The following is a 21,257-nucleotide window of genomic DNA, read 5'->3' on the forward strand; positions in this document are numbered from 1 at the left end:
CACGAGCTCAGGACTGCTCGAAGGCTTTTTTTAGCACCAGCGCATCTTCGCGCTGGCCTCTACCTGCAGGATAGTAATCCCGACGGACGCCAATCTGAGAAAAACCTTGGCGCGCATAAAAATCGAGGGCTTGAATATTAGACGGACGAACCTCCAGCAATAGACCTTCGGCACCGTGCTGCCGAGCACTACGCGCCGCTTGGTCTAGTAGTTGCCGACCAAAACCTTTACCCTGACAAAAACGCGCAACCGCAATCACCAAAATATGTGCGAGGTCAGGAGCGAGCATAGCGATACAAAATCCAACAAGCTCACCATCCTTTCTCAGCACCCAGGCGGAATAACCCGCGGCTAAGGCATCATCAAAGTTTTTTGACGTCCAAGGAAAAGACTGCACTGCTGCCTCGAGCGCAACGACTTCTGGCAAGTCAGCAGACACCATCGGTAATAGCGCGACCGCAGTCGGTGCACTCGCGCGCGGATTCCCGCCCAAACCTTCGGCACGTTCTATTGTCGTAAAGGCCACCTTATCGCGTAAGTAAAACGGTGCAGCTTGCTCTGGTGGCACGGCCTCGCCTTGCTTAAACGCACGCAGCGCCAAAGTCGCTATCGCTTGTGCCTGCGGCCGAGCTGACAAATCATCCTCGGCCCACTGCGTGGGTAATCCCTCGCGAGTACCCGAGACACTCCAGCCCTCTCCCACTAAACACATACCCGGTGGCTCGGCCCCTGCAACCGTTGAACGCTGTAACCAAAGCGCATGACGTTGCATGATGAAAAGAGGGGCGTCTCGAGCGGCCATCAGCACAGGCGGTTGTAAAACGTTCAAGCCGTTCGCTAGGGTATCGATATAAGCCGCGAAATAAATCTCATCCATCCGTGCATCAAGTGCTGCCAAGATAAGCTGACCTGGATGTCTAGCGCTCGCTGAAGCCGCGACAGCAGTCAACGCACCAATCGGCACGACAGGCAAACCCAAGGCCAGACCAAGACCTTGCGCGACCCCACACGCTACACGTATTCCAGTGAAAGCACCCGGCCCCTGTCCAAAAGCGATGGCACTCAAGGCCTGCCGGGATACCGCACAGTCTTGCAGCAACGCCTCGATGAGAGGCAACACATTCGCTGCGTGGCCCGAGGTGCCCTCCAGCGAACGCTGTGTCGTTGTGATCTGACCTGCGCGCTCGGAGACAAGTGCCACCGTACAAAGGGTGGTTGAGGTTTCGATCGCAAGAATGTGTGTCATGTCGCAATTGTAATGAAGCACATGCGAGCGAGTAGATTGCGCCGAAACATCTTGTAACAATTTCTGCACTGGCATTTTGCATTTGTAAACCTTGTAAGCGCCGCATGCCAAAAGACGCTACCGCGGTTACATTTTCACTCATGAATACTTTATATGCTTCCCCTTCTCGCAAAATCTTGGTCGTTGACGATGACTCGCGGCTGCGCGACCTGCTACGCCGCTACCTCACTGAACAAGGCTTTGTTGTCCAAACCGCTGAAAATGCTCGTGAAATGTCCAAAATTTGGTACCGAGAGCACATCGACCTATTGATTTTGGATCTGACGCTTCCTGGCGAAGATGGTCTGTCCGTCTGCCGGCGTTTGCGCGCCAACCACGACAGCACCCCCATCATCATGCTCACCGCCAAAGCCGAAGAGATCGATCGAATTATTGGCCTAGAAATGGGTGCAGACGACTATCTATCCAAGCCCTTCAATCCTCGAGAACTGTTGGCCCGCATTAATGCCATTTTGCGTCGACGCAGTGCCGACGAGCATCCCGGTGCCCCTAGCCAAGAAAATGAGTCCATACACTTTGGGCCTTATTTACTGAGCCTGTCGACACGCACCCTGTCGCGAGGCGACTCGGTTATCCCAATTACCACCGGGGAGTTCTCAGTCCTAAAGGTCTTTGCGCGCCACCCGCGCGTGCCTTTATCCAGAGACAAGCTCATGGAGCTCGCGCGCGGCAGAGACTATCGTGCCTACGACCGCAGCCTGGACGTTCAAATCTCGCGGTTGCGCAAAATACTGGAAAACAACCCCTCTAAACCAGCCTATATACAGACGGTCTGGGGTCTGGGCTACGTGTTTGTTCCAGACGGACGCTATTAAGATGCGCGCCCAAAGGCTCAGGGCTGACTTGGAGTGTCTAGCGCCCTGAGTAAAACCACTGCGTTCGCGGCGATACCCTCTTGCCTGCCAAGGTGCCCAAGGCCTTCGTTGGTTTTAGCTTTGATGTTGACTTCTGCAGAGGTGACGCAAAGATCAGCGGCGATATTGGCAACCATCGCCCCCGCATGCGGACCAATCTTCGGTTGCTGGGCATGGATCGTCGCATCGACATTGACAAGCGTCCAACCTGCTTGCTGCACGAGCCGATACGCCTCTCTTAAGAGGAGGCGACTGTTCGCGCCCTTAAAGGCGGGATCGGTGTCTGGAAAATGGCGACCAATATCCCCCAGACCGGCAGCCCCAAGCAAGGCATCGGTAATCGCATGCAAAAGTGCATCCGCATCGGAGTGGCCCTTTAATCCATGCGAGTGTTCAATCGTGACGCCACCCAAAATTAACGGGCGTCCCTCAACCAAGGCATGCACATCAAAACCTTGTCCAATCCTAAATGCAAAAGGGCTCATAACCAGGACTCCACCCATTCAAAGTCATCGGGCCAGGTGATCTTGCTGTTGCGACCAGATCCGGGGACCAGAAGTGGTGCATAGCCAGCAGCTTCCATCGCTTGGGCCTCATCCGTTGGCGGTTGCTCCGCTTTTTCTGCGTTCACCAATGAGCGCGCCAGCGCCGAGCGCAACAGACCCGCACGAAACATTTGCGGTGTTTGCGCAAGCCAGAGCCGCTCGCGAGTAACGGTAGTTTCAACCGCTGCAATTCCTGAAGGCATCGTCGCACTCGTACGCGCGCGCTTTACCGTGTCTGGGACTGGCAGCGCGAGCAAGCCGCCTACACCATTTGGAATGCAAGCATCGATAAGGCGGCTCAAGGCCTCTACAGGTAGCCCAGGGCGTGCAGCATCATGCACGAGCACCCAATCCTGCGCAGCGAGTTGCGCGTCGCACAGCGCGTTGTAGACGGTCTGGGCGCGTGTTTCACCCCCGCAGGGCACACACACCACACGGGGCAAACCTTCAAGCACCTCAGCGGCTTGGTCATCTTCGGGGGCGACCGAGACGCGCACCTCATCAATACGTACTTCAGCCAGCAACGCTTGTACGGTGCGTCTAAGCATGGCTTGCCCCGCAAGCAGACGATACTGCTTCGGAATCGGGGCATCGTGCGCCCTGAGCGCGCGCGAGCCAACCCCTGCGGCAGGCACAAGGGCGATCAGGCGATCGGGGGTTTCTGGAGGTTCTTTCAGGCTCATAAGCGCTTGATTTTATAATTAAGTGTCTGACCGTGCCCACCTGGCGCGCGCGCCCCTTATCTGGCTGGTCCTGAATGTCTGTTGTAGCACCCTCTATTTCTGCCTTACTGGCCGCCCTCAAACCTGGCCAGCGCTATACGCACCCTACCCCTCCAGGGTCCGGTGATGCTTGGTTACTCACAGAATTGGCGGCGGCAGCGGGCAAGCCGATTGTCGTGCTGACGGCCGAACCGCTCGAGTCGCAGAGGCTCGCCGAAGAGATACCTATTTTTTCAAGCAAGCTGCGTGTACGCCCCCTTCCTGACTGGGAGACCTTGCCGTACGACAGTTTTTCGCCGCACCAAGACCTTATTTCAGAAAGGCTGCGCACGTTACACGCCCTTATGCTGGGAGAAGTGGATGTTCTAACGGTTCCGATTACTACTGCACTCTATCGTCTAGCGCCTCCGAGCTTTTTGGCAGCCTATACGTTTTCCTTCAAGCAAAAAGACAAGCTCAATGAGTCTGCGTTACGCGAGCAGCTCATGCTCGCCAACTATGCCCACGTGTCGCAAGTCACCGCACCTGGAGAGTTCTGCGTTCGCGGCAGCCTGATCGACTTGTTCCCAATGGGCTCGGTGGTCCCTTATCGCATCGATTTGTTCGACGACGAGATCGAGTCGATTCGCGCTTTCGATATCGATACCCAACGAAGCCTCTACCCTGTGGGGTCGGTACAACTTTTGCCGGGACGCGAGTTCCCGATGGACGAACCCGCACGCAATCATTTTCGTGCACAGTTTCGCGAGGTATTCGAAGGAGATCCCTCACGCGCACTGCCCTACAAGGACATCGGCAACGGAATTCCCTTCGCGGGAGTCGAGTACTACCTCCCCTTATTTTTTGAACAAACCGCAACCCTCTTCGATTACCTCAAACGCGACACACTGGTCGTGACCCTAGGTGACATCGACGACGCCATGCGTCGGTTTACTCAAGACACGGCGACGCGCTATAACTTTCTTAAGAGTGACCGCGAACGGCCGGTCCTCCCGCCAGACGCCTTGTTTCTACAAGGTGAGGCGCTCTTTGAACACCTAAAGTCTTTTGCACGCTTGGCATTAACGACTGGCGATACTCATCCAGACTTCGCACGCGCTCCGGATATCGGTGTGTCGCGTCGGGCCGAAGACCCTCTCGCCAAGTTACGTGCTCTGCTTGATAGTGATGCGCAAGAGCCATCACCCCAACCAAAGCGTATCGTGCTTTGTACAGATTCGCACGGAAGACGCGAAACAATTGTGCAGATGCTGGCGGAGCATCGTATCGCCCCCGATGCACAAACTGAGTCCGTCGCCGAATTTCTAACCCAAGACTTGCACTTTGGCATCACTGTTGCACCGCTTACAACGGGTTTCGCCCTGACGCGTGAGGGCTTGGTTTTCCTGACGGAAAGCGATCTGTACCCCGGACACGGCACGACCGCCCGCCGTGGCAAACGCGACCAAGAGCGAGCCAGTGATGTGCAAGCGATGGTGCGTGACCTGTCAGAGCTGCGCGAAGGCGATCCCGTTGTACATGCTCAACACGGCATCGGGCGCTACCACGGCCTCGTTAATCTTGACATGGGCGAAGGTGAAATGGAGTTCCTTCACCTCGAATACGCCAATCAAAGCACTCTCTATGTGCCCGTTTCGCAACTACACGTCATTGCGCGCTACAGTGGCAGCGATCCCGAAACAGCACCGTTGCATCTACTGGGTTCCGGCCAATGGGATAAGGCTCGCCGCAAAGCCGCACAACAAGTTCGCGATACCGCTGCCGAACTACTTGATTTGTATGCCAAGCGCGCTGCGCGCCAAGGCTTTGCCTTCAAGCTCCCGCTAGGCGACTACGAACTCTTCTCTGAAGGATTCGGCTTTGAAGAGACAGCCGATCAGGCTGCCGCGATTCAATGCGTGCTTGCCGACATGACCTCTGGCAAACCGATGGATCGGCTGGTGTGTGGCGATGTCGGTTTCGGTAAAACAGAAGTGGCGCTACGCGCAGCGTTTTTATCAATCGCCAATGGAAAACAGGTTGCCTTGCTATGCCCCACCACTCTACTCGCCGAACAACACGCGCAAACGTTTTCCGATCGTTTCGCCGACTGGCCTGTCAAAGTTGTAGAGCTGTCGCGCTTTCGTTCAGCGAAAGAAATTAGCAGTGCGATCGATGGCATTCGCGATGGAACGATCGATATCGTCATCGGCACCCACAAAATCCTATCAAAGGATGTCAATTTCAAGCGACTCGGTCTTGTCATCATCGACGAAGAACACCGTTTTGGTGTGCGTCAAAAGGAAGCGCTCAAGGCCTTGCGTGCCGAGGTGGATGTGCTGACCTTAACCGCCACACCTATCCCTCGAACTCTCGGTATGTCGCTTGAAGGTATTCGAGACTTTTCCGTGATCGCCACCGCGCCACAAAAGCGACTAGCAATCAAAACGTTTGTCCGCCGCGAAGACAATAGCACCATGCGCGAAGCGCTCTTGCGCGAACTCAAGCGTGGCGGGCAAGCCTACTTCTTACACAATGAAGTAGAGACGATCCATAATCGCCGAGCGCGACTTGAAGAGCTCGTCCCCGAGGCGCGTATCGTGGTGGCGCACGGACAAATGGGCGAGCGCGATCTTGAGCAAGTCATGAAAGGCTTCTACCAGAAGCGCTTTAACGTCCTGCTATGCACCACCATTATTGAAACCGGCATTGATGTGCCAAGTGCCAACACCATCATCATTCATCGCGCAGACAAGTTTGGTCTAGCGCAATTGCATCAATTACGCGGTCGCGTCGGTCGTTCGCATCACCAGGCCTACGCCTACCTGATGACACCGGGCGAGGATGCCATCACCAAGAACGCAAAAAAGCGTCTTGAAGCGATTCAGGCAATGGAAGAGCTAGGATCCGGTTTCTTCTTGGCGATGCACGATCTAGAAATACGCGGAACGGGTGAGGTGCTTGGCGAGTCTCAGTCCGGCAATATCCAAGAAATTGGCTTCTCGATGTACAACGACATGCTCAATGAAGCGGTCAGAGCCCTAAAAGCGGGCGTTGAACCGGATCTTGATGCCCCCTTCAGTGCAGGTTGCGAAGTCAACCTCCACGCACCAGCCCTGCTGCCTTCGGACTACTGCGCGGATGTGCACGCACGTCTGTCGCTCTACAAGCGTCTGTCGAATGCGACCGAAGAAGACGGTCTGATCGCCATCCAAGAAGAACTCATCGACCGTTTTGGCAAGCTACCTGAGGCTGGTCGCACCTTGATCTCCACCCACAAGCTACGTTTACTCGGCTTGCCCCTAGGCATTCAGAAAATTGATGCGAGCGAAGCCCAAATACTGCTGCACTTCAAGCAAAATACTACCGTTGATCCACTTCGACTTATTGAGCTGGTTCAAAAGCAAAAGCATATTCGCTTTGCAGGACAAGACAAGCTACGTGTTGAGATAAAAGCCGCTGACGTGCAAGCGCGCTTTGAAGCAACCCGTACCGTGTTGCGCTCTTTGGTTTAACGATCCCTGTCCACTTAACTTCAATACTGCCCTGCCATGACCACTTACCATCTCGTCGTTCAGTCCCCCGCGCTATCGACAGACCTGATTGAGCAAGCTGCCGCTATCGCTGAGGCCTCTGGAGTACAGCGCATCGGCACGACTGCTGCGCGCCTACTCGCTGTGAACGACAACACGGATACGCGGGCTGAAATCCTAGCGTGGGGCGAACGCAGCCTGGTCGATACAGCCTATGTTTTGGCTGGCAGCAGACTGCGTGACTGTAAAGTACTAGCAATGGATATGGACTCGACCCTCATCAACATTGAGTGCATTGATGAGATCGCGGCGTTTGGTGGCGTCAAGGAGCAGGTCGCCTCCATTACGGAAGCCGCAATGCGCGGAGAAATCAAAGACTTTTCTGAAAGTCTCACACGACGCGTTGCGTTTCTGAAGGATCTCTCTGCTGACGTATTACAGTCGGTTTATGAGCAAAAGCTTCGTTTTAATCCTGGCGCAGAAAAACTCGTTGCTACAGCTAAGCAAGCCGGCTTGAAAGTGTTACTGGTTTCGGGAGGCTTTACTTTCTTTACAGAGAAGCTCAAAGCGCGTATTGGACTAGATGCCGCCCATGCCAACGTACTTGGTGCCGAGAACGGCCTCTTAACCGGAAAAGTAGTCGGCCGGATTCTGGACGCGCAAGGTAAAGCAGATACCTTGCGTGCGTTTGCGCAAGATTGTGGCGCAACAGCCAACCAAATCATTGCGATCGGAGATGGGGCCAACGACTTGAAAATGTTAGGTCTGGCCGGCTATTCAGTGGCCTATCGCGCCAAACCGGTGGTGCGGACCCAAGCCAAGTTTGCACTCAACGTTTCAGGGCTTGATGGTGTCCTGAATTGGTTTGAAGCCTAACGTCTGAGCAGGTAACGTAGTACAAAGCCGGGAAACGCCATCACCAAAAACAAGGTGAAGGTTGTCGCATAGAACTCCCATCTCTGCGTAAACGCGTTACCAATCATGCGCTCGAGTGTCAGACCGACCAAGCCAACCAACACATACAAAGTAACCAGCTCAACGACGCGCACGACAAACGGCTTGGCGCCCTTGAGCGCGAACAAGCCAAACACACGTTCGTTTAAAAAAGGAAGGTTGGCTGCCGCGAAAGCCAGCACAAGCAACAGCCAAATCGCGGCGTTCTGATTCATTGCTATTTATCGCCTTGGCTGTGCGAGGCACACAGTAGCGCGCTCAAAATGACAACGTTGCACGCATCGCCTGCAAGCACAGAGCGATTAAACCACCAGGCATCAAACCTAGACCCAGTACGAGCAAACCATTCACAAGCAATAGTGCGCGCGGCACAAACGGCTTAGCTGGGGCCAACGTGGAATTCTCTGCTGGCTCATCAAAGTAGACCACTTTGATAATACGCAGGTAATAGAAGGCACCAATTAAGGAGAAAAATACAGCCACGACCGCGAGCCACAAACGGTCCGACTGCAGTAGACCTTGCAAAATCAACAGCTTCGCATCAAAGCCAACCAGCGGTGGCAAGCCTGCCAGCGAGCACATCAAGATCAACATCATGGCTGCCAACCAGGGGCTACGCCGATTCAGACCTTTCAGATCATCGATGCTTTCGCATTCAAACCCGTCACGGGACAACAACATGATCAAGCCGAACGAGGCAAGCGTCGTCAAGACATAGGTCAGCACATAGAACAGGGCCGAGCCATAGGCAGATGTATCCGCCTGGATATCGCCATCTAAGGACCCAGATGCCAAGCCGAGCAAAATAAATCCCATGTGCGAAATCGTTGAATACGCCAACATTCGCTTGAAATTGGTTTGCATGATTGCGGTCAGGTTGCCAATCGCAAGCGACAGCACGGCAAGGATTAACAGCATTGGCTGCCAGTCTGCCGCAAGATCAACAAAGCCAATCACCAGAATCCGCAGCGTAATCGCAAACGCCGCAAGCTTAGGCGCAGCTGCCAGCACGAGCGTAATCGCGGTGGGAGCCCCTTGATACACGTCGGGCACCCACATATGGAACGGCACAGCACCCAACTTAAACGCCAGGCCTGCAACGAGAAATACAACACCGAAGGTCAGAGGGAGATAGTCGACCTGACCAGAGTTCACTGTGTCGGCGATATTGCGTAGATCCAAGTTGCCTGTGGCTCCGTACATCATCGACATGCCGTACAACATAAAACCTGAAGCCAGTGCGCCGAGGACAAAGTACTTCATTGCCGCTTCGGTTGACTCAGCATGGTCGCGACGAATCGCCACGAGCGCGTAGAGCGCAAGCGACATCAACTCAAGACCCAGGTAAATTGTTAGGAGATTACCTGCCGAAATCATGACCATCTGTCCCAGTAAGGCAAACAGCACAAGGACATAAAGCTCACCACCGCGCAACATGTCACGCGTCTGAATGTATTCACGGCCGTAGATCAGCGTCAAGGCTACTGCAATATAAGAAGCCATCTTGAGCAGGTGCGCGAGCGGGTCCGCCACATACAAACCAAAAAAGCTTTCTCCAACCAGCCCGATACTCCATTGCCAGGCAGACAGCACAAACAAAATCGCCAAGGTGGCGAGTGATAACCCATAGGCAAGCGCACGACGAGGAGCTTGACTAAACGCATCCAAAACTAGGATGAGCATACCCATCACCGTCAGAAAGATTTCCGGCGCGGCCAGGGCGAAATCGAATTGGGATTGCATCATGGCGAGGCTTACAGTTTTGAAATGGACACGTGTTGCAGGAGGGCCTCAACCGAAACGTGCATGACGTCGGTAAAGGGCTTAGGATGGACACCCATATAGATCACGGCAAGCGCCATGACACCAAGAATAAAGAACTCACGATTAGACAAATCCTGAAGCTCGCGCACCTGGTCATTCGCAATATCACCGAAGGCTACGCGCTTGACCATCCAGAGCGAATACGAGGCACCAAGAATCAATGCTGTCGCGGCAAGTAAGCCGATCCAGAAGTTGTATTCAACAGCACCCATAATCACCATAAATTCACCGACAAAACCACTTGTCGCAGGCAAACCGGCATTCGCCATCGAAAACAACACAAAGAACGTCACAAAGCGTGGCATGGTGTTGATCACACCGCCGTAATCCGCAATCTGACGACTGTGCATCCGGTCGTACAACACTCCAATGCACAAGAACATTGCTGCAGACACAAAACCGTGTGACACCATTTGTACTATCGCTCCTTCGACACCGGCGGTGTTGAAGACAAAGAAGCCCAAGGTGACAAAGCCCATGTGTGCGACTGAGGAATACGCCACCAGTTTCTTCATGTCATCTTGCACGACAGCCACTAAGCCGATGTAAATCACGGCAACAAGCGACAGCGTAATCATCAAACCAGCCATTTCTGTCGAAGCGTCGGGTGTGATTGGCAAGGAAAGACGCAAGAAACCATAGGCGCCTAGCTTGAGCATGATGGCCGCCAGAACGACCGAACCACCTGTTGGCGCCTCAACGTGTGCGTCAGGCAACCAGGTATGTACAGGCCACATCGGCACTTTGACAGCAAAGGCCGCCAAGAAAGCAAAAAAGATCAATAGCTGTGGGGTGTAATCCAGCGGCAAGGTATGCCAAGTCTGTATATCAAACGAGCCACCCGACACATTCCAAAGATACAGAAAGGCAACTAGCGTCAGCAAAGAGCCCATTAAGGTGTAGAGAAAAAACTTGAACGCCGCATACACTCGGTTGGGGCCACCCCAGACGCCCACAATGATATACATCGGGATCAGAGTCGCTTCAAAGAAAATGTAGAACAGCAAGCCGTCAAGCGCTACAAACACACCGATCATCAGACCCGACAAAATCAGGAAAGCTGCCATGTATTGAGAAATGCGGGATGTGATGACTTCCCAGCCGGCTAGTACGACGATGATCGTAATAAAAGCGGTGAGCAAGACAAACCACAAAGAAATTCCGTCAACGCCCAGGTGGTAGTTCACCGCAAAAGCCGGAATCCACAAGACCTTCTCAACGAACTGCATGGCTGCAGTCGAACTATCAAAACCCGTGTAAAGCGGGATCGTCACGAGAAAACTGAGAATGGAACCAATCAAAGACAGATTGCGGGTCAGGCCTGGGCGATCATCGCGCCCCACAGCCAACAAGATCAAACCACAAACGATCGGCACAAAGATCGACAGTGTGAGCCAAGGAGTATTAAAAGAAGCCATCTCGCTCGCCATCATTTGGAACCAAAGATTATGTAGGTGATCGCAGCCATCAAGCCAATGATCATCGCAAACGCATAGTGGTAGATATAGCCGGTCTGGAAGCGACGCGTGATTGCCGCGATAGCACCAATCAACTTAGCCGAACCGTTCACCAACAAACCATCGATCAACCCGCGGTCAGCCTGCTGCCACAAGCCCTTACCTAAGAGTCGTGCGCCGCGCGCCAATACTTGTTCGTTAAACCAGTCAAAAAAGTACTTGTTCTCAAGGATGCAGTTCACACCTTTCAGGTGACGCTGAATCGCTGCAGGAACCTTTGGGTTGATTAGGTAGCAGTACCAAGCCGTCACAGCACCGGCGACAACTAACCAAAAGGCGACCGTACTAAAGGCGTGCAAGGCGTAAGCCACCCAACCATGCCAGTGTGACGCCAAATCGGCCATCGCGGGATGCTGCGCCGCCACGACAATCGCGCCTTTGAAATAAGCGCCGAACAAAAGGGAGTCAACCAGCCATGCCCCCACAAAGATCGAGGGCACAGCAAGCAATACAAGCGGCAAGGTAACCACCCAAGGTGACTCATGGGGCACACCGCCATGGTGTCCGTGATCATCATGCGCATGATGATCGTGCCCATGCGCATCATGTCCGTGCGCAGCGTGGCCACTGACATCGAAGCGCTCCTTGCCATGGAACACCAAGAAATACACACGGAAAGAATAGAGCGATGTCACGAACACGCCGATCAAGGTCGCGTATTTTGCGAAGGACGCACCCCACACGTTTGCAGAAGCAGCGGCTTCGATGATGTGCTCTTTAGAGTAGAAGCCAGAGAAGAACGGCGTACCCACGAGAGCCAGCGTACCAATCAAGAAGGTGATCCAAGTGATCGGCATGTACTTACGCAAGCCACCCATATTGCGGATATCTTGATCGTGATGCATACCCATAATGACCGAACCCGCGCCGAGGAACAACAATGCTTTAAAAAATGCATGTGTCATCAGGTGGAAAATAGCGACAGAGTAAGCCGAAGCGCCTAGGGCAACCGTCATGTAGCCCAGCTGCGACAGCGTGGAATACGCCACCACACGCTTAATGTCGTTTTGAATAATGCCCAAGATCCCCAGAAATAGCGCACCGATTGCGCCAATAATGATGATGAAGGACAGCGCCGTATTCGACAATTCAAACAGCGGTGAGAAACGAGCCACCATGAAAATGCCAGCTGTCACCATCGTTGCCGCATGAATCAGCGCTGAGATTGGCGTGGGGCCTTCCATCGAGTCAGGCAGCCACGCATGCAACGGCACCTGCGCCGACTTACCCATCGCACCAATAAACAAACAAATACACGCAACGGTGATCAACATCCAGTCAGTGCCCGGCAACGTGAGAGTCGCCAGTTGGTCGGCTTGCTCGAACACTTCCCCGTAGTGCATCGTGCCAGCGTAGGCAAACAACAAGCCAATGCCGAGCACGAAACCAAAGTCACCTACGCGGTTAACGAGAAACGCCTTCATATTGGCGAAGATCGCCGTTGGACGCGTGTACCAGAAACCAATTAACAAGTATGAGACCAAACCAACCGCTTCCCAGCCGAAGAACAACTGAACCATGTTGTTAGACATGACGAGCATCAGCATCGAGAAGGTAAACAGCGAAATATAGGAAAAGAACCGCTGGTAGCCTGGATCTTCCGCCATGTAGCCAATCGTATAGATGTGAACCATCAAAGATACGGAGGTCACAACCACCATCATCAGGGCAGATAGGGGGTCAATCAAGAATCCGATCTCTAACTTGGCGTCACCAAGCATCGACCAGGTGTAGACCGCGCCATCAAAGCGATGGCCATTGAGCACATCCAACAAAACCAAAACCGAACCTACCGCCGACACCGCAACCAACGCGATGGTAAGCATGTGCGAGGTACGTCGACCGACCTGGCGCCCAAGGAATCCGGTGCCAAACAAGCCAGCCAAGATCGCACCTAGCAAAGGGGCTAAGGCGATAATCAAATAAAGTGAAGGTGAGCTATACATATTCTTCTGTGTTCCGATCAGCCCTTGAGGCGGTCAAGTTCATCAACATTGATCGTGCTGAGGTTGCGGAACAGCAGCACCAGAATCGCCAAACCGATTGCCGCTTCAGCAGCGGCCACCGTCAAGATGAAGAAAACAAACACTTGGCCTGCCGTATCGCCCATCCAAGTAGAGAAAGCGACAAAGTTCATATTGACTGCCAGCAGCATCAACTCGACCGACATCAATAACACGATCAAATTACGTCGATTCAGGAAGATCCCAAACACACCGATCGCAAACAAAATTGCACCAAGCACCAAAAAGTGCGGCAGGGTCAGCGTCATCATTTTTGCTCTCCTGAGTTGGCGTCCGCCGCCTTAGCATTCACCGCTTCTTGGCTAGGCAAATTAACCAGTCGAACCCGATCTGCTGCCCGAACACGCACGGCAGCGCCGGGATCGTTATATTTCACATCGCGCCGCTTGCGCAGCGTCAAAGAGATTGCAGCAATCATTCCAACTAACAACAACACCGCGCCGACTTCCACCGCAAAGGCGTACTCGGTGTACATCGACTCGCCCAATGCACGCGTATTGTTGTAGTCATCACCCATGTCAGCAGCAGGCCCCACTTGTCCCCAAGAGGTCGCGAGCACAAAAGACATCTCAGCCACCATGATCAGACCGACGAGCATGCCTAGCGGCAGATAGGTTTTGATGCCGGCACGCAACTCTTCCATCTTGACATCCAGCATCATCACGACGAAGAGGAACAACACCATTACCGCGCCCACATACACAAGCACCAGCAACAACCCTAAAAATTCGGCACCCAGCAGCATCCAGATCATCGCAGCGTTCGCGAACGCAAGGATCAGATGCAAGACTGCAGTGACTGGGCTCGAAGCCGTAATCACACGAAACGCCGCCACGACTAAAACAATGGCTAGAACGTAGAACAGAACAGTGGTAAAGATCATTTGGCTTTCAGTCCTGACGATCAGCGGTAAGGCGCATCGATGGCGCGATTGCGAGCGATGTCGTTTTCATAACGATCGCCTACGGCCAGCAACATGTCTTTAGTGAAATACAAGTCGCCACGCTTTTCACCGTGGTACTCGTGAATATGCGTTTCAACAATCGAATCAACTGGACAGCTTTCTTCACAAAAACCGCAGAAGATACATTTAGTCAGATCAATGTCATAGCGTGTCGTACGACGTGAACCGTCTTCACGTTGCTCTGATTCAATGGTGATCGCCATCGCAGGGCAAACTGCTTCACACAATTTGCAAGCAATACAGCGCTCTTCACCGTTAGGGTAACGGCGCAACGCATGTAAGCCACGAAAACGTGGCGACATGGGTGTTTTTTCAAGCGGGTATCGCAAGGTGATCTTGCGCTTGAAGAAATACTTGCCCGTGAGCTTCATGCCCTTGAGCAACTCAAGCAGCATAAGACTACCGAAAAAATCCTTGATCGCTTCCATAAATGCCTTTTCTGCCTTCGACTCGCGGAGTTACTTCCAGATGTTCCAGGGCGTCTGCATCCAGATCGCCACAACCACCAGCCATACACCCGTGAGCGGGATAAAAATTTTCCAACCTAACCGCATGATCTGGTCATACCGGTATCGGGGAAACGATGCACGGAACCAGATAAACAAAGACACCACCACAAACGTCTTCAACCCGAGCCACAACCAACCAGGTATCCAAGTCAAGGGGGCAAATTCGAAAGGAGCAGCCCAACCGCCGAGGAACATGATCGAGGCCATGCAGGACAAGAAAATCATGTTGGCGTATTCGCCGAGGAAGAACAACGCGAACGCCATTCCAGAGTACTCAACCATGTGGCCCGCTACGATCTCGGACTCCCCTTCGACCACGTCAAACGGGTGGCGGTTGGTTTCTGCAACAGCAGAGATCACATAAATCACAAACAATGGAAGCAGCGGCAACCAATTCCAAGACAAAAAGTTCAATCCCTTGTCTGCAAACCAACCCCGCGTTTGTACATTGACGATCTCTGTCATGTTCAAACTACCCGACACCAGCAGAACGGTCACAAGCACAAAACCAATGGCAAGCTCATAAGACAACATTTGTGCCGAAGCACGCATGGCAGCAAGAAAAGCGTACTTAGAGTTCGACGCCCAGCCAGCAACGATGACCCCATACACACCAATCGAGGTAATGGCCATGACGTACATCAAGCCTGCGTTGACGTCAGCAAGCACCATCTCCGGGCCAAACGGCACGACGGCCCAGGCTGCGAGCGCTGGCATCAACGTCACCACAGGAGCAAAAATGAACAGGATCTTATTTGCCTGACTTGGAACAACCACTTCTTTCGTCAACAGCTTAAAGACATCTGCAAAAGGCTGTAACAACCCGCGGAAACCAACACGGTTTGGACCCAAGCGAATATGCATGAAACCAATCATCTTGCGTTCCCAGTAGGTCAGGTACGCCACGCAGAGGATGATTGGTACAGCGATCACCAAGATTTTCACTAACGTCCAGACGACCAACCAAGGCGTCTCACCGATTAAATCCGACCCAAAAGATTCAAGAACGTTTAGCCATTCCATCAGGCACGCTCCACTTGAAGTTGACCATAGGCGCTACCAAGCGAAGCCGTCTGCGCAAAGCCAGCGGCGATCCTTACCGCTCCCGCGGGAAGCGTATCGTCTTGTACGGCGACCAAAGTAACGGCGCCTGTCGAAGATTTGACCCGTACCGAATCGCCAGGCGCGCAGCCAAGGCTCGCCAACGTTTGCGCATGCATCCGAGCAGCAGGTGCACGTGACGCACCGCTTTCTTGCAGCGCAGGCGCGCGACGCACTAACGCGTCACTGCGATAGATCGGCAAATCTGTCACGCGTTGCAAAGCGCCCGACTGACCTTGCGCAGCGACGGCGGGGGTGATCCCCGCGTTGATCTGATTAGACAGACGACTCTCCACGCCCCCCGACAACACGCTATCGCGCACGGACTCAGAGGTTTCGTCATCAAAACCAGCAAGGTGCAACACGTTGCCAAGCACTCGCAATACTTTCCAGCCTGGACGTGTTTGTCCGCGTGGAGCGACTGTGCCTTTAAAACTCTGTGCTGTGCCTTGCGCATTGACGAAGGTACCAGAGGTTTCGGTAAACGGTGCAATCGGTAGCATGACATCAGCCCAGTCAGTCACGTCCGAAGCGAAGGCTGTCAAGGCAACCACAAATTCTGCCGCCTTTAAGGCAGCAACCGCTTGCGCACCGTTATCCGCGTCTAAAAGAGGCTCGGCATGTAACACGATATAGGCTTTAAGAGGCTCCGCCAACATCGCTGCGGCAGACTTACCGCCTTGAACAGGCACTGCGCCAGCAAGGTATGCACCCACCGTGTTAGCGCCTGCGGTCAAGAAGCCAAGCTTGCCACCCGCTAGCTGAGCGATAGACTGCGCCAACGCGGCGAGCTGTGCCGCATCAGGGGCATTGACGACTGCGTTGCCTAACAACACAGCAACACGCTCACCGGTCGCAAGACTCTGAGCCATCTGTTGTGCCGTCGCATCCGCCTGAACACCAGCTAACGCAGCAGGCACTTCCACGCCTTTAATTTTTGCCAGGGCAATCAAAACTTGTGACAAGGTTTGCGCAAGCGCTGCGGGCAATACCGTGGCGCGCGCTATCAACTTAAGCAGTGGGTCGTCCCCAGCCGTATCAATGGCAGAGATTTGTGTGCCACGCTTAGCAGCCTGACGCAGGCGCTGCGCCATCAAAGGATGATCTTTACGCAGGAAGGATCCAACCACCAACACGCGATCTACTGTATCTAGTGCAGCGATCGGCATGCCTAACCAAGGGGCACCAGCAAGCGCTGCATCAAGCTTTTGATCCGTCTGACGCAAACGTGCGTCGATGTTTTCAGAGCCCAGACCACGCATCACACGAGCGAGCAACGCCAACTCTTCCAGAGTCGCGTACTCAGTCGCCAACGCACCAATTTGCGCGCCACCGGAAGCATCGCGTACATCCATCAAGCCATGCGCCACAACCTGCAATGCGTCAGACCAGGAGGCCTCGCGCCACTGGCCATCCTGCCCCTTCACCATTGGTGTGGTCAGACGGTCTTGATTCAAGCCTTCGTACGAGAAACGATCACGATCGCTAATCCAACATTCGTTGATCTCTTCGTTCTCAAAAGGAACAACGCGCACGACCTCGTCGCCCTTAACCTGTACAACCAAATTCGCACCCAAACTATCATGGGGGGATACCGAGCGACGACGTGCAAGCTCCCAAGTGCGTGCCTGATAACGGAAAGGCTTGGAAGTCAGTGCGCCCACGGGACACAAATCAATCATGTTGCCCGACAACTCGGACTCGACCGAGCGTCCAACAAAGGTTGTGATCTCGGAGTGCTCACCACGACCGATCATGCCCAGTTCCATCACGCCCGCGACTTCTTGACCAAAGCGAACGCAACGCGTGCAGTGAATGCAACGCGACATTTCTTCAGCGGATACCAGCGGACCTAAATCTTTGTGGAATACCACACGCTTTTCTTCCTGATAGCGCGACGAGGAACCACCATAACCAACGGCTAAGTCCTGCAGCTGACATTCACCACCCTGATCGCAAATGGGGCAATCAAGAGGATGATTGATCAACAAGAATTCCATCACGCTTTTTTGCGCAGCGACGGCCCGCTCAGAGCACGTGTGTACCACCATGCCATTGGTGGCAGGTGTTGCGCACGCAGGCATTGCTTTGGGAGCCTTCTCGACTTCAACCAAACACATGCGGCAGTTCGCGGCGATAGAAAGCTTCTTGTGATAACAGAAGTGCGGCACGTACACACCAAGCTTGTGTGCGGCGTGCATCACCATGCTGCCTTCCTGCACTTCGACTTTCTTGCCGTCGATGGTTAACTCAACCATAACTTTGTCCAGACCTTAGAGATAGGGGGCCACCACACAGCGCTTATGCTCAATGTGATAGGCGAATTCGTCGCGATAATGCTTCAGGAAACCGCGCACCGGCATGGCCGCTGCATCACCCAGAGCGCAAATCGTGCGACCCATGATGTTGCCTGCAACCGAGTCCAGCAAATCGAGATCGTCAGGACGACCCTGGCCATGCTCAATGCGATTGACCATGCGGTAGAGCCAGCCCGTGCCTTCTCGGCAAGGCGTGCACTGACCGCAGCTTTCTTCAAAATAAAAATACGACAGACGCAAGAGTGACTTCACCATGCAACGCGTGTCATTCATGACAATCACGGCGCCCGAACCGAGCATCGAGCCCGCTTTCGAGATGGCGTCGTAGTCCATCGTGGTGTCCATCATGATGTTGCCAGGAATCACTGGCGCACTCGAGCCGCCAGGGATCACAGCCTTGAGGGTCGAACCACCACGCATCCCACCGGCCAGCTCAAGCAACTTTGAAAACGGCGTACCCAGCGGGATTTCGTAATTACCAGGGCGCTCGACATCGCCCGTGATGGAGAAGAGCTTGGTACCACCGTTATTGGGCTTACCCACTTCGAGGTAGGCCGGACCACCATTGCGAATAATCCACGGCACAGCCGCAAACGTTTCAGTGTTGTTGATCGTGGTTGGCTTGCCGTACAAACCAAAGCTAGCTGGGAAAGGCGGTTTAAAGCGTGGTTGCCCTTTCTTTCCTTCCAGCGACTCTAGCAAGGCGGTTTCTTCACCGCAAATGTAAGCACCGAAACCATGAAAGGCATGCAACTGGAAGTTGAATTGCGAGCCCAGGATGTTGTCACCAAGAAACCCTGCTTTGCGCGCCTCTTCCAAGGCTTCTTCAAAGCGCTGATAGACCTCAAAAATCTCGCCGTGAATGTAGTTGTATCCGACGGGGATTCCCATCGCGTAGGCTGCAATCGCCATCCCTTCAATCACGATGTGGGGATTCAAGCGCAGGATATCGCGGTCTTTAAATGTTCCGGGCTCACCTTCATCGGAGTTACAGACCAAATACTTTTGACCTGGGAAGGTGCGGGGCATGAAGCTCCACTTCAAACCAGTGGGGAAGCCTGCACCACCACGACCACGCAAGCCAGACGCTTTGACCTCAGCGATCACATCCTCTTGGGTCATACCAGTAGTCAGGATCTTACGCAAAGCTTCATAGCCACCACGCTTCACGTAGTCAGCCAAACGCCAATTATTGCCATCGAGGTCCGCCATGATCTGCGGGCCGATATGACGGCCGTGCAAGGCCATTGAATCAGCAGGTGTGCCGGGCGAGGCAATCAGGCCCTGACCGTATTTCGAAAGAATGGCTGCGGTGCTCATACAGCACCTCCTTTTGCAGCTGCACTGAGATCGGCGATCATCGCATCAATCTTGTCGGCGGCCATGCGCACACACATGTGCGTGTTGTTAACCAAAAGTACCGGTGAATCACCGCAAGCACCCATACACTCGCCTTCGACGAGGGAGAAGGTGCCACACGCGGTGGTCTCACGAAATCCGATACCGAGTTTCTGTTTTAGGTAATCCGCTGTTCTTTCACCATCGCGCAGTGCACATGGCAAATTTGTACACACACTGATCTTGAACTTACCAACGGGGCGCACGTCAAACATGTTGTAGAACGTGGCGTTCTCCTGCACAGCAATCGCAGGTTGGCCAAGGTAGTCTGCAACATCCTGAATCACTTCAGGCGACACCCAGCCTTTTTCCTCCTGGGCGATTGCCAACGACGCCATGATGGCCGACTGCTTTTGATCAGCCGGGTACTTGGCGATCTCGCGGTCGATTCTTTTGTAGGCCTGTTCAGAGAGCAGCATGTTCAAATCCGGTAGAAGCTTAACGATGACCGTTAGCGGTCAATCTCACCAAAAACAATATCCTGGGTACCGATGATCGTGACGGCATCGGCAATCATGTGGCCACGCGACATTTCGTCGAGCGCCTGCAAGTGCACAAAACCTGGCGCACGAATTTTTAAACGGTACGGCTTGTTGGCGCCATCAGACACCATGTAGATCCCAAACTCACCTTTGGGGTGTTCCACACTCGCATAGGCCTCACCCGCTGGCACATGAAAGCCTTCGGTGAACAGTTTGAAGTGATGGATCAGTTCTTCCATGTTGGACTTCATCCCTGTACGCTGTGGTGGCGATACCTTGTGGTTGTCCGTCATGACCGGACCAGGGTTGTTACGCAACCAGGTTACGCACTGCGCAATGATGCGATTGCTTTCGCGCATCTCAGCCACGCGCACCAGATAACGGTCATAGGAATCACCGTTCACACCAATCGGCACTTCAAACTGCATACGATCGTAGACCTCGTAAGGCTGCATCTTGCGCAAATCCCACGCCACGCCCGAACCACGCAACATCGGCCCAGTAAAACCAAGCGCTTTGGCGCGCTCCGGATCCACCACGCCAATGCCAACCAAACGCTGCTTCCAGATGCGGTTATCGGTCAATAGCGTTTCGTATTCGTCGACACAGGCTGGGAAACGATTGGTAAAGTCTTCGATGAAGTCTAGCAACGAGCCCGAGCGCGCATCGTTCATTATTTTGAAATCTTTTGCCGAGCGGTATTCGCTAGACTTGCCGTATTGCGCCATCGCATCGGGCAGATCGCGATACACGCCACCAGGGCGATAGTAGGCGGCGTGCATACGTGCACCCGAGACCGCCTCATAGCAATCCATCAAATCTTCGCGTTCGCGGAAAGCGTACAGAAACACTGCCATCGCACCAACGTCTAACGCGTGTGAACCTAAAGACATTAAGTGATTCAACAGACGCGTGATTTCATCAAACATTACACGGATGTACTGCGCGCGCAAGGGAACCTGCACACCCATCATTTTCTCGATGGCCATTACGTAAGCGTGCTCGTTACACATCATCGACACATAGTCGAGACGATCCATGTAAGGCAAGGCTTGGAGGAAGGTACGGTGCTCCGCAAGCTTTTCCGTGCCACGATGCAGCAAGCCAATGTGTGGATCAGCACGTTGAATCACTTCGCCATCAAGCTCAAGCACCAAACGCAACACACCGTGTGCTGCTGGGTGCTGTGGGCCAAAGTTCAGCGTGTAGTTTTTAATTTCAGCCATG

General features: G+C 53.7%; 18 protein-coding genes. 3 read left to right on the plus strand and 15 right to left on the minus strand.

Features of this window, described 5'->3' with window-relative positions; translation table 11 throughout:
• Positions 1-7: 7 nt before the first annotated feature.
• On the minus strand, positions 8-1,246 hold the full coding sequence (gene tsaB, locus KZZ10_RS12500; protein WP_259661860.1) for a tRNA (adenosine(37)-N6)-threonylcarbamoyltransferase complex dimerization subunit type 1 TsaB: 1,239 nt from the start codon (positions 1,244-1,246) through the stop codon (positions 8-10).
• 140 nt (positions 1,247-1,386) lie between these two features.
• Here tsaB and ompR point away from each other — a divergent pair, with 140 nt between their 5' ends.
• Positions 1,387-2,121 (plus strand): osmolarity response regulator transcription factor OmpR, encoded by a 735-nt coding sequence (gene ompR, locus KZZ10_RS12505; protein WP_259661861.1) that lies wholly within the window; start codon positions 1,387-1,389, stop codon positions 2,119-2,121.
• A gap of 17 nt (positions 2,122-2,138) precedes the next feature.
• Here ompR and ispF read toward each other — a convergent pair whose 3' ends face one another.
• Both ispF and ispD read right to left on the minus strand, forming a co-directional pair.
• On the minus strand, positions 2,139-2,645 hold the full coding sequence (ispF, locus tag KZZ10_RS12510; protein ID WP_259661862.1) for a 2-C-methyl-D-erythritol 2,4-cyclodiphosphate synthase: 507 nt from the start codon (positions 2,643-2,645) through the stop codon (positions 2,139-2,141).
• A complete protein-coding gene (gene ispD / locus KZZ10_RS12515; RefSeq protein WP_259661863.1) occupies positions 2,642-3,388 on the minus strand; it encodes a 2-C-methyl-D-erythritol 4-phosphate cytidylyltransferase in 747 nt (248 codons plus the stop codon). Before ispD ends, ispF begins: the two co-directional genes overlap by 4 nt.
• Positions 3,389-3,462: 74 nt before the next feature.
• On the opposite strand from ispD, the gene mfd reads away from it, so the two are divergent.
• Positions 3,463-6,921, plus strand: a complete 3,459-nt coding sequence (gene mfd / locus KZZ10_RS12520; RefSeq protein ID WP_259661864.1) for a transcription-repair coupling factor — start codon at positions 3,463-3,465, stop codon at positions 6,919-6,921.
• 36 nt (positions 6,922-6,957) lie between these two features.
• On the plus strand, positions 6,958-7,815 hold the full coding sequence (gene serB, locus KZZ10_RS12525; protein ID WP_259661865.1) for a phosphoserine phosphatase SerB: 858 nt from the start codon (positions 6,958-6,960) through the stop codon (positions 7,813-7,815).
• Here the strand turns inward: serB and KZZ10_RS12530 are convergent.
• The 12 genes from KZZ10_RS12530 to KZZ10_RS12585 all read right to left on the minus strand — a co-directional run bounded on the left by KZZ10_RS12530 (position 7,812) and on the right by KZZ10_RS12585 (position 21,256).
• Complete coding sequence (locus KZZ10_RS12530) at positions 7,812-8,108, minus strand: DUF2818 family protein (protein WP_259661866.1); 297 nt, start codon at positions 8,106-8,108, stop codon at positions 7,812-7,814. The two genes, serB and KZZ10_RS12530, sit on opposite strands and share 4 nt — an antisense overlap.
• Positions 8,109-8,151: 43 nt before the next feature.
• Complete coding sequence (gene nuoN, locus KZZ10_RS12535) at positions 8,152-9,639, minus strand: NADH-quinone oxidoreductase subunit NuoN (RefSeq protein WP_259661867.1); 1,488 nt, start codon at positions 9,637-9,639, stop codon at positions 8,152-8,154.
• Between the two features lie 8 nt (positions 9,640-9,647).
• Entirely contained in the window at positions 9,648-11,150 is a 1,503-nt protein-coding gene (locus KZZ10_RS12540) for an NADH-quinone oxidoreductase subunit M (protein ID WP_259661868.1), read from the minus strand.
• A complete protein-coding gene (gene nuoL, locus KZZ10_RS12545; protein WP_259661869.1) occupies positions 11,147-13,180 on the minus strand; it encodes an NADH-quinone oxidoreductase subunit L in 2,034 nt (677 codons plus the stop codon). Before nuoL ends, KZZ10_RS12540 begins: the two co-directional genes overlap by 4 nt.
• Positions 13,181-13,197: 17 nt before the next feature.
• Positions 13,198-13,506 (minus strand): NADH-quinone oxidoreductase subunit NuoK, encoded by a 309-nt coding sequence (nuoK, locus tag KZZ10_RS12550; RefSeq protein WP_259662211.1) that lies wholly within the window; start codon positions 13,504-13,506, stop codon positions 13,198-13,200.
• Positions 13,506-14,141, minus strand: a complete 636-nt coding sequence (locus KZZ10_RS12555; RefSeq protein WP_259661870.1) for an NADH-quinone oxidoreductase subunit J — start codon at positions 14,139-14,141, stop codon at positions 13,506-13,508. Before KZZ10_RS12555 ends, nuoK begins: the two co-directional genes overlap by 1 nt.
• Positions 14,142-14,161: 20 nt before the next feature.
• The gene (gene nuoI / locus KZZ10_RS12560; RefSeq protein WP_259661871.1) at positions 14,162-14,650 is read right to left on the minus strand and encodes an NADH-quinone oxidoreductase subunit NuoI; all 489 of its coding nucleotides are present in this window, start codon (positions 14,648-14,650) and stop codon (positions 14,162-14,164) included.
• Positions 14,651-14,680: 30 nt separating this feature from the next.
• Positions 14,681-15,754, minus strand: coding sequence for an NADH-quinone oxidoreductase subunit NuoH (gene nuoH, locus KZZ10_RS12565; protein ID WP_259661872.1), 1,074 nt, complete (start codon positions 15,752-15,754; stop codon positions 14,681-14,683).
• The gene (nuoG, locus tag KZZ10_RS12570) at positions 15,754-18,090 is read right to left on the minus strand and encodes an NADH-quinone oxidoreductase subunit NuoG (RefSeq protein ID WP_259661873.1); all 2,337 of its coding nucleotides are present in this window, start codon (positions 18,088-18,090) and stop codon (positions 15,754-15,756) included. Before nuoG ends, nuoH begins: the two co-directional genes overlap by 1 nt.
• Positions 18,091-18,105: 15 nt before the next feature.
• On the minus strand, positions 18,106-19,398 hold the full coding sequence (gene nuoF, locus KZZ10_RS12575) for an NADH-quinone oxidoreductase subunit NuoF (RefSeq protein WP_259662212.1): 1,293 nt from the start codon (positions 19,396-19,398) through the stop codon (positions 18,106-18,108).
• Positions 19,399-19,466: 68 nt separating this feature from the next.
• The gene (gene nuoE / locus KZZ10_RS12580; RefSeq protein ID WP_259661874.1) at positions 19,467-19,967 is read right to left on the minus strand and encodes an NADH-quinone oxidoreductase subunit NuoE; all 501 of its coding nucleotides are present in this window, start codon (positions 19,965-19,967) and stop codon (positions 19,467-19,469) included.
• A gap of 32 nt (positions 19,968-19,999) precedes the next feature.
• Positions 20,000-21,256, minus strand: a complete 1,257-nt coding sequence (locus KZZ10_RS12585; protein ID WP_259661875.1) for an NADH-quinone oxidoreductase subunit D — start codon at positions 21,254-21,256, stop codon at positions 20,000-20,002.
• Between the last annotated feature and the right edge of the window lies 1 nt (position 21,257).

Source organism: Zwartia hollandica, from assembly GCF_019923725.1.
Taxonomy (GTDB): Bacteria; Pseudomonadota; Gammaproteobacteria; order Burkholderiales; family Burkholderiaceae_B; genus Zwartia; species Zwartia hollandica.

Coding starts and splice junctions, on each gene's coding strand:
- ispF (WP_259661862.1), bottom strand. CDS start 2,645: ATGAGCCCTTTTGCATTTAGGATTGGACAAGGTTTTGATGTGCATGCC.
- KZZ10_RS12530 (WP_259661866.1), bottom strand. CDS start 8,108: ATGAATCAGAACGCCGCGATTTGGCTGTTGCTTGTGCTGGCTTTCGCG.
- nuoK (WP_259662211.1), bottom strand. CDS start 13,506: ATGACGCTGACCCTGCCGCACTTTTTGGTGCTTGGTGCAATTTTGTTT.
- ompR (WP_259661861.1), top strand. CDS start 1,387: ATGAATACTTTATATGCTTCCCCTTCTCGCAAAATCTTGGTCGTTGAC.
- serB (WP_259661865.1), top strand. CDS start 6,958: ATGACCACTTACCATCTCGTCGTTCAGTCCCCCGCGCTATCGACAGAC.
- nuoG (WP_259661873.1), bottom strand. CDS start 18,090: ATGGTTGAGTTAACCATCGACGGCAAGAAAGTCGAAGTGCAGGAAGGC.
- KZZ10_RS12585 (WP_259661875.1), bottom strand. CDS start 21,256: ATGGCTGAAATTAAAAACTACACGCTGAACTTTGGCCCACAGCACCCA.
- KZZ10_RS12555 (WP_259661870.1), bottom strand. CDS start 14,141: ATGATCTTTACCACTGTTCTGTTCTACGTTCTAGCCATTGTTTTAGTC.
- KZZ10_RS12540 (WP_259661868.1), bottom strand. CDS start 11,150: ATGATGGCGAGCGAGATGGCTTCTTTTAATACTCCTTGGCTCACACTG.
- mfd (WP_259661864.1), top strand. CDS start 3,463: ATGTCTGTTGTAGCACCCTCTATTTCTGCCTTACTGGCCGCCCTCAAA.
- nuoI (WP_259661871.1), bottom strand. CDS start 14,650: ATGGAAGCGATCAAGGATTTTTTCGGTAGTCTTATGCTGCTTGAGTTG.
- ispD (WP_259661863.1), bottom strand. CDS start 3,388: ATGAGCCTGAAAGAACCTCCAGAAACCCCCGATCGCCTGATCGCCCTT.
- nuoH (WP_259661872.1), bottom strand. CDS start 15,754: ATGGAATGGCTAAACGTTCTTGAATCTTTTGGGTCGGATTTAATCGGT.
- nuoF (WP_259662212.1), bottom strand. CDS start 19,398: ATGGCCTTGCACGGCCGTCATATCGGCCCGCAGATCATGGCGGACCTC.
- nuoE (WP_259661874.1), bottom strand. CDS start 19,967: ATGCTGCTCTCTGAACAGGCCTACAAAAGAATCGACCGCGAGATCGCC.
- tsaB (WP_259661860.1), bottom strand. CDS start 1,246: ATGACACACATTCTTGCGATCGAAACCTCAACCACCCTTTGTACGGTG.
- nuoN (WP_259661867.1), bottom strand. CDS start 9,639: ATGATGCAATCCCAATTCGATTTCGCCCTGGCCGCGCCGGAAATCTTT.
- nuoL (WP_259661869.1), bottom strand. CDS start 13,180: ATGTATAGCTCACCTTCACTTTATTTGATTATCGCCTTAGCCCCTTTG.